Annotated in this window: 6 protein-coding genes; 3 read left to right on the forward strand and 3 right to left on the reverse strand. The window is 73.6% G+C overall.

Annotation, left to right across the window (positions count from 1 at the left end):
* The first annotated feature begins 199 nt into the window (after positions 1-199).
* The 3 genes from AB0L29_RS35275 (at position 200) to AB0L29_RS35285 (ending at position 3,462) form a co-directional block, all read left to right on the forward strand.
* The gene (locus AB0L29_RS35275; RefSeq protein WP_365833422.1) at positions 200-625 is read left to right on the forward strand and encodes a MerR family transcriptional regulator; all 426 of its coding nucleotides are present in this window, start codon (positions 200-202) and stop codon (positions 623-625) included.
* A complete protein-coding gene (locus tag AB0L29_RS35280; protein WP_365833424.1) occupies positions 622-951 on the forward strand; it encodes a thioredoxin domain-containing protein in 330 nt (109 codons plus the stop codon). Before AB0L29_RS35275 ends, AB0L29_RS35280 begins: the two co-directional genes overlap by 4 nt.
* Positions 952-1,125: 174 nt before the next feature.
* Positions 1,126-3,462, forward strand: coding sequence for an ATP-dependent DNA helicase (locus AB0L29_RS35285; RefSeq protein WP_365833432.1), 2,337 nt, complete (start codon positions 1,126-1,128; stop codon positions 3,460-3,462).
* A gap of 77 nt (positions 3,463-3,539) precedes the next feature.
* Here the strand turns inward: AB0L29_RS35285 and glgB are convergent, their stop codons facing one another.
* The 3 genes from glgB to AB0L29_RS35300 all read right to left on the reverse strand — a co-directional run.
* A complete protein-coding gene (glgB, locus tag AB0L29_RS35290; RefSeq protein ID WP_365833426.1) occupies positions 3,540-6,374 on the reverse strand; it encodes a 1,4-alpha-glucan branching enzyme in 2,835 nt (944 codons plus the stop codon).
* 37 nt (positions 6,375-6,411) lie between these two features.
* A complete protein-coding gene (locus tag AB0L29_RS35295; protein ID WP_365833428.1) occupies positions 6,412-7,866 on the reverse strand; it encodes a maltokinase in 1,455 nt (484 codons plus the stop codon).
* 238 nt (positions 7,867-8,104) lie between these two features.
* A partial coding sequence (locus tag AB0L29_RS35300; RefSeq protein ID WP_365833430.1) for an alpha-glucosidase C-terminal domain-containing protein occupies positions 8,105-8,367 on the reverse strand: 263 nt, incomplete at its 5' end.

The raw sequence follows: 8,367 nt of genomic DNA on the forward strand, positions 1-8,367 counted from the left end.
GTGAAGCCGTGGCCGCGCAGGACCGTGCGGGGGCCTCGGACGACGGTGAGGTTCTCGGCGCGGATCGCGGGGCCGTGGGCCGGACCGCCCGGTTCCGCATGCGGCGGCGCCGCCCGGGCGCGGACCGTGCGCGGACCGTGCGCTTTGCGCCCCGGTCGCCCTTGCCTTGACGCCGACGTCAAGCCGTACGTTCGTCCCCATGCGAATCGGCGAGCTGGCCGCACGGGCCGGGACCACGACGCGGACGCTGCGGTACTACGAGGCGCGCGGGCTGCTGCCCGCGCGGCGCACCGGCAACGGCCACCGGACCTACGACGAGTCCGACCTGAGGCTGCTCCGGCAGATCCGGACGCTGCAGGACTTCGGGTTCGGCCTGGAGGAGACGCGGCCCTTCGTGGAGTGCCTGCGGGCCGGGCATCCCGAGGGCGACTCGTGTCCCGCCTCGCTCGCGGTCTACCGGCGCAAGCTGGCGGAGCTGGACGCGCTGATCGGCGAGTTGCGGGGCGTGCGGGCGAAGGTCGGCGCGCAGCTGGCCAGAGCCGAGCGGGCGCGGGAGGAACTGGCGGCCGAGGCGGGGGTTCCGGGGGGTCCGGAACCGGTGTGCGAACTGGGAGGGCACGGATGAGGGCCAGTGGTGTGACCGAGGTGACCGACACGGACTTCGAGACGGAGGTGATCGGCGCGGATCTGCCGGTGCTGGTGGAATTCACCGCCGACTGGTGTCCGCCCTGCCGCCAGATGGCACCGGTGCTGGCGGCCCTCGCCGCGCAGGAGGCCGGCCGGCTGAAGGTGGTCCAGCTGGACGTGGACCGCAGTCCGGCCACGACCAACGCCTACAAGGTGCTGTCGATGCCCACCTTCATGGTCTTTCGCGCCGGCGAGCCGGTGAAGTCGATGGTGGGGGCGCGGCCCGGGCGGCGGCTGCTGCAGGAGCTGTCCGACGTGCTGTAGCCCCGGAAGGGCACGCTCCGGCGGAACACGGCGGCCGGATACGGGGAAATCCCCCGGGCAATTGCGCCCGGGGGATTTCCTTGCGTATATTCATTGATTCGCGACTTCGGTTCAGTTGAATCCGGTTCGATCGAATCCTGTGGAAGTCGCGGTGAAGTTCAGTGAGCACAGTATATCCGGGCGGGAGCGGAATTGTCAAACACCGAATATCCGGACGATGAATTCCGGCAGGAACAGGAATTCATCGACGGGCTGTACGCGCGTGTGGACGCGCTGCGCGGCGACGCCGAGGCCTCCGTCACGGACGCGCTCGCGCAGGGCGCCACCCCCAGGCAGGCCAGGCTGGAGCGGGACATCCTGGTCGCCGAGCGCTCGGGGCTGCTCGCCGCGCTGAACGCGGTGGACGGCTCCCTCTGCTTCGGCCGCATCGACCTGGCCTCGGGCACCACCCACCACATCGGCCGGATCGGGCTGCGCGCCGACGACACGGAGCGCACGCCGATCCTGATCGACTGGCGGGCCGGCGTCGCCCGCCCCTTCTACCTGGCCACCGGCCACACCCCGATGGGCCTCAGGCGCCGGCGGCACATCTCCACCGAGGGCCGCCGCGTCACCGCCCTGCACGACGAGATCCTCGACCTCGGCGACACCACCCGCACCGGCCACGAGGACCCGACGGGCGACGCCGTCCTGCTCGCCGCGCTCAACTCCGCGCGCACCGGCCGCATGGGCGACATCGTCCGCACCATCCAGGCCGACCAGGACCGCATCATCCGCGCACCGCACCGGGGAGTGCTGGTGGTGGAGGGCGGCCCGGGCACCGGCAAGACGGCCGTCGCCCTGCACCGCGCCGCCTTCCTGCTCTACGAGCACCGGGAGCTGCTGGCCAGGCGCGCGGTCCTGATCGTCGGCCCGAACCCGGCGTTCCTCGGCTACATCGGCGAGGTGCTGCCCTCGCTCGGCGAGACCGGCGTGCTGCTGGCGACGGTCGGGGAGCTGTTCCCCGGGGTGCGGGCGACGGCGGCCGACACGCCCGAGGCGGCGGCCGTCAAGGGCCGGGCCGGGATGGCCGACGTCCTCGCCGAGGTGGTCCGCAGCCGGCAGGCGCTGCCCGACCCGGTCATCGCGATCGAGCACGACCGCGAGATCCTGATGCTCGACGACGGCCTGGTGGGCGTCGCCCGCGAGCGCACCCGCGCCACGAGGCTCCCGCACAACCCGGCCCGCGAGCACTTCGAGGGCCACATCCTCAACACCCTCACCGAGCTGTACGCCGAGCGCATCGGCACCGACCCGTACGACGGCTCCAGCCTGCTGGACGCGAGCGACCTCACCCAGATCCGCGACGAACTCGCCGAGAACCCCGAAGTCCGGTCCGCGATCGACCGGTTGTGGCCGCGGCTCACCCCGCAGCAGCTCGTCGCGGACTTCCTCGCCGCGCCCGAGGGCTTCCTCCCCGACGAGGACGCCGCCGCGATCCGCCGCCCGGTGACCCGGCGGTGGACGGTCGCCGACGTGCCGCTGCTCGACGAGGCCGCCGAACTCCTCGGCGAGGACGACCGATCGGCCCGCGAGCGCGCGGAGCGCGAGCGCGCGGCGCGGATCGCCTACGCGCAGGGCGTCCTCGACGTGTCGTACGCCTCCCGGACGTACGAGTTCGAGGACAAGGAGGACGACGACCCGGAGGCGTCCGAGGTGCTGTCCGCGCACGACGTCATCGACGCCGAGCGGTTCGCCGAGCGCCACGAGGAGGACGACCACCGCAGCGCCGCCGAGCGCGCGGCGGCCGACCGCACCTGGGCGTTCGGGCACATCATCGTCGACGAGGCGCAGGAGCTGTCGCCGATGGCCTGGCGGCTGCTCATGCGGCGCAGCCCGACCCGCTCGATGACCCTGGTCGGCGACCCGGCGCAGACGTCGGAGGCGGCCGGCGTCGGCTCGTGGGCGGAGATCCTCCGGCCCTACGTCGAGGACCGCTGGGAGCACACCCGCCTCGGCGTCAACTACCGCACCCCCGCGGAGATCATGGACGTGGCGGCGGCCGTGGTCCGCGCCGAGCACCCCGGCTTCGAACCGCCGAGTTCGGTGCGCTCGACGGGCCTGCGGCCCTGGGCCCGCGCCACCGACGACCTCCCGGCCGCCGTGGCCGAGGCGGTGCGGGAGCTGACCGCATCCTCCGGGTCCCCGGCCTCGCACGAGCGGGGAAGCGCCCCTGCGGGGCGGCTCGCGGTGATCGCCCCGCGCGAGCTGCACCGCGAGCTCGCCGCCCGGCTGGACGGCGTCACGGCGGGCGCCGAGCCCGACCTCACCCGGACCGTGGTGCTGCTCGACCCGCGCCAGGCCAAGGGACTGGAGTTCGACTCCGTCCTGGTGGTCGAGCCCGCCCGGTACGCCACCAGCGACCTGTACGTGGCCCTGACCCGGGCCACGCAGCGGCTGGGCGTCCTGCACACCGAGCCGCTGCCGCGGGCGCTGGCCGCCGCCCTCGCGCAGGAGTCAGGGCAGGCGTAGGAGCCGTGACGGCGCGGGCCCGGTCCCCGGGGGCCGCCCCCCCCCGGGGACCGCTCGGGCCCCGTCGGACCGCCCCGTCAGGCCGGGCGCAGCCACACCGTGGCCAGGGGCGGCAGGGTCAGGCGGACGCTGGCCGGGTGGCCGTGCCAGCCCTGCGGCTCCGGTTTGACGACGGCGGGGTTGGTGACGTCGCTGCCGCCGTAGCGTCCCGCGTCGGTGTTGAGGGCCTCGTGCCAGGCGGGCACGTCGTCGGGGACCCCGAGGCGGTAGTCGTGACGGACGACCGGGGCGAGGTTCGACACCGACAGCAGCGGGGAGCCGTCCGCGTCGAAGCGCAGGAACGCGAAGACGTTGTCCTCGGCGGCGTCCCCGACCACCCACTGGAAACCGGACGCCTCCGTGTCCCGCTGCCACAGCGCCGGGGTCGCCAGGTAGACCGTGTTGAGGTCCCGGACCAGGTCGCGGACGCCCCGGTGGTCGGGCTCGGCGCCGTAGTTCGGGTCCAGCAGCCACCAGTCGGGGCCGCGCTCCTCGGACCACTCGGCGCCCTGGGCGAACTCCTGCCCCATGAAGAGGAGCTGCTTGCCGGGGTGGGCCCACATGAAGGCGAGGTAGGCCCGGAGGTTGGCGCGCTGCTGCCACCAGTCGCCCGGCATCTTCGACACCAGCGAGCCCTTGCCGTGCACGACCTCGTCGTGGGAGATCGGCAGGACGTAGTTCTCGCTGTAGGCGTACACCATCGAGAAGGTCATCTCGTGGTGGTGGTACTTGCGGTGCACCGGCTCGTGGGCCATGTACGCCAGCGAGTCGTGCATCCAGCCCATGTTCCACTTCAGCCCGAACCCGAGCCCGCCGAAGCCGCTCGGGCCCTGGTGGTGGGTGGCCCGGGTGACGCCGTCCCAGGCGGTCGACTCCTCCGCGACGGTCACCACGCCCGGCACCCGCCGGTACACCGTCGCGTTCATCTCCTGCAGGAAGGCCACCGCGTCCAGGTTCTCCCGGCCGCCGTACTCGTTCGGCACCCACTGGCCCGGCTCGCGCGAGTAGTCCAGGTAGAGCATGGAGGCGACCGCGTCCACGCGCAGCCCGTCGATGTGGAACTCCTCGCACCAGTACAGGGCGTTGGCCACCAGGAAGTTGCGCACCTCGTTGCGCCCGTAGTCGAACTCCAGCGTGCCCCAGTCGGGGTGCGCGGCGCGCAGCGGGTTCTCGGGCTCGTACAGCGGGCGGCCGTCGAACTCGGCCAGCGCCCAGGCGTCCCGCGGGAAGTGCGCCGGCACCCAGTCCATGATCACGCCGATGCCCGCCTGGTGCAGCGAGTCGACCAGGTACCGGAAGTCGTCCGGGGTGCCCAGGCGGGCCGTCGGGGCGTAGAAGCCGGTGACCTGGTAGCCCCAGGAGCCGCCGAAGGGGTGCTCGGCGACCGGCATCAGCTCGACGTGGGTGAAGCCCAGGTCCTTGACGTACGCCGGGAGCTGCTCGGCCAGTTCACGGTAGGTCAGCCCCGGCCGCCAGGACGGCAGGTGCACCTCGTACACCGAGAAGGGCGCCTTGTGGGCCGGGGTCCGGGCGCGCTGGGCCAGCCACTCCTCGTCCCCCCATCGGTAGTGCGAGGAGGTGACGACGGACGAGGTCGCGGGCGGGACCTCGGTGCGGCGGGCCAGCGGGTCGGCGCGCAGGGTCCGGGAGCCGTCGGGGCGGGTGATCTCGAACTTGTACAGCTCGCCCTCGCCGATGCCCGGCACGAACAGCTCCCACACCCCGGACGAGCCCAGCGAGCGCATGGGGAAGCCGGTGCCGTCCCAGAAGTTGAAGGTGCCGGCCACCCGCACCCCGCGCGCGTTCGGCGCCCACACCGAGAAGCGGGTGCCGGTGACGCCCTGGTGCGTCATGGGGTGCGCGCCGAGCGCGTTCCACAGCTCCTCGTGCCGGCCCTCGCCGATCAGGTGCAGGTCGAACTCGCCGAGCGTGGGCAGGAAGCGGTAGGCGTCCTCGGTCTCCTGGACCGTCCCCTCGTACGCGACGAGCAGCCGGTAGGCGGGGAGCTCCCGCAGCGGCAGCAGCCCGGAGAAGAAGCCCTCGCCGTCGTCGTGCAGCTCGACCCGCAGGTCCCCGGCGACCACGGTCACCGACAGCGCGTACGGCCGGAAGGCCCGGAAGGCGATCCCGCCCGGCACCGGGTGCGCCCCGAGCACGGAGTGCGGGTCGTGGTGCGTGCCGTCGAGCAGCCGGCCGCGGTCGGCGGCACCGACGGCCGGGGAGACGGCGACGGCGGCCTCCGGCGGGGCGGCGGCAACGGGCGCGAGCTTCTCGGCGGCGGTCTTCCCGGCCGCGGCCTTCGCGGCCGTCGCCTTCCCGGCCGTCGTCTTGCCGGCGGTCGCCTTCTTCGCCGCCGCCTTCCCGGCCGCCGTCTTCTTCGCCGCGGTCTTCTTGGCTGCCGCCTTCTTCACCGTGGCCTTCGTGGCGGTGGCCTCGGCGGCGGCCTTCGTCGTCACCGCCTTCGCCGCGCTCTTCGCGGCCGTGGTCTTCTCGGCCGCGCTCTTCTTCGCCGCTGTCTTCTTCGCCGTGGCCTTCTTGGTTGTGGCCTTCGCCGTAGCGCCGGCCGCAGCCGCGGCCACCTTCTTCGCGGCGGCCTTCTCGGCCGTGGCCTGTTCCGGGACGGCCGTCCTCTTCGCCGCCGTCCTCCCGGCGGCCGGCTTCCCGGTCGCCGCCTGTTCCGGGACCGCCGTCTTCCCGGCTGCCGTCTTCTTGGCGGTCGTCTTCTTGACCGCCGCCTTCTTGGCCGTGGCCTGTTCCGGCACCGCCGTCTTCTTCGCGGCGGCCTTCTTCTGCGCGGCCGTCGGTTGCTCGACGCCGCTGGCCTCGGCCGTCCTCTTCGGACGCGGACCGCTGGACTCGGGGCGGGGGGTCACGGGAGGAGCCTCCTCGGCGAAGGGTGGATCAGGTCGGTCAGGTCAGGTCGGCCGAGGCCAGCCGGTGCACGGCGGCCAGCGGAACCGGGAGCCAGTCGGGGCGGTGCCGGGCCTCGTACACCACCTCGTAGATCGCCTTGTCGGTCTCGTAGGCGCGCAGCAGGACGGGGTCGGTGCGCGGGTCGTGGCCGGCGGCCTCGGCGTACCCGGAGCAGTAGGCGGCACGGCACGTCCGCGCCCAGTCCGGCTGCGGCGGGTCGACCGAGCGCGCCGCGTAGTCGAACGACCGCAGCATGCCGGCGACGTCCTTCAGCGCCGGCTGGGGCATCCGCCGCTCGGCCAGCGGCCGGGCGGGTTCGCCCTCGAAGTCGATCAGCCGCCACTCGCCGGCGGGCGAGCGCAGGCACTGCCCGAGGTGCAGGTCGCCGTGGATGCGCTGCGCGGTCCAGGTGCGGCCCTCCGCGGCCAGGTCGCCCAGCGCCGTGAACGCCGAGCGCAGCCCGGGCGCGTACGGCCGCAGCGCGGGCACCGCCTGGACGGCCGCGTCCAGGCGCTCGATCATGCCGCCGACCGTCTGCTCCAGCTGGGCGTGCCCCAGTGTGACGGTCGGCAGCGCGCGGGCCAGCGCGGTGTGCACCTCGGCCGTGGCGCGTCCCAGGGCCCGGGCCTCGGCGGCGAAGTCCTGGCCCTTGGCCAGCTCGCGCAGCGCCAGTTCCCAGCCGTCGGCCGCGCCCTGCACGAACGGCTGGAGCACGCCCAGGACGTAGGGCTCGCCGGCGAAGTCCACCGAGCCCGTGGCGGCCGCGGAGCCGTCGACGTCCGCCACCATCCAGGCCGTCGGGGGCGGCACCCGCGGGCAGCCCTCACGCGCCAGCGCCAGCGGCAGCTCCAGGTCGGGGTTGACGCCGGGTACCACCCGGCGCATCAGCTTCAGGATGAACGTATCGCCGTAGACGACCGACGAGTTCGACTGCTCGGCGGTCATCAGGCGCGGTACCAGCCCGGCGCGGATCTCCTGGTGCCGGTCCCGTTCGAAACGCAGCCCGCCGATGCGGGCCTGGGTGCGCAGGGCCTCCAGGAGCAGTTCGGCGGGCCGGGGGTCGTGCAGGGCCTCGTAGACCGTCCGTCCGGCCAGGGGCCCCTGGGTCACGTGTCCGATCAGCGCGGGCGCCAGCCGTGGTGGCAGCGCCTCGCGCACGCCTATCAGGAGCTGGTAGCAGTCGCCGGGGTGGTCGGAGGCGCCGTGGGAGGGCACGAGCGGCTGGTGGGCGCGTACCAGCAGGTGGTACAGGCCCAGCTTGGTGAGGGACGTGCCTCCCTGCTCGAGCGGGGCCGGCAGCAGCTCGGTGGCGGCGACCAGGGTGAACCCGGTGACCGGACGGCCCTTGCCCGCGAACCAGCGCTGCCGCGGCAGCCACTCTCTGAGCAGGGGCTCCAGGGAGGCGAGAAGGGCGGAAGGGGGCGTGACGGTGCTGGTGACGGCTTCCGACATGGCGTCGCGTCCTTTCCCCTGTTCTGGTGCGCCTCCGGGGCGCCTTCAGCCGGTGCCGGGAGCCCGGACGCGCCCGGCCCCTCAGAGCCGTGACGCGCTCGGCCTGTCCACACCGGCGGCGCCTGACCGGCTCACGCGGGTCGGCGGGGTGTTACTGATGCGTGCCCCGGGCGGGGCGGGGGAAACGCCCCGCCGCGGGGTTTGCGGCCTGCCCGGCGGATCCGGCCGGGATCGAACGCTACGCGGCCTCCCTGCGGAGCCGGAACCAGTAGAAGCCGTGGCCCGCCAGAGTCAGCAGATACGGCAGTTCGCCGATGGCCGGGAAGCGCACGCCGCCGAACAACTCGACCGGATGACGCCCCTCGAAGGCGCTCAGATCCAGCTCGGTGGGCTGTGCGAAGCGTGAGAAGTTGTTCACGCAGAGCACCAGGTCGTCCTCGTACTCCCGCAGGAACGCCAGCACCGCCGGGTTCGAGGACGGCAGTTCGGTGTAGGAGCCGA

Origin of the sequence: Streptomyces sp. NPDC052701, assembly GCF_040678355.1 — a bacterium.
Lineage (GTDB): Bacteria > Actinomycetota > Actinomycetes > Streptomycetales > Streptomycetaceae > Streptomyces.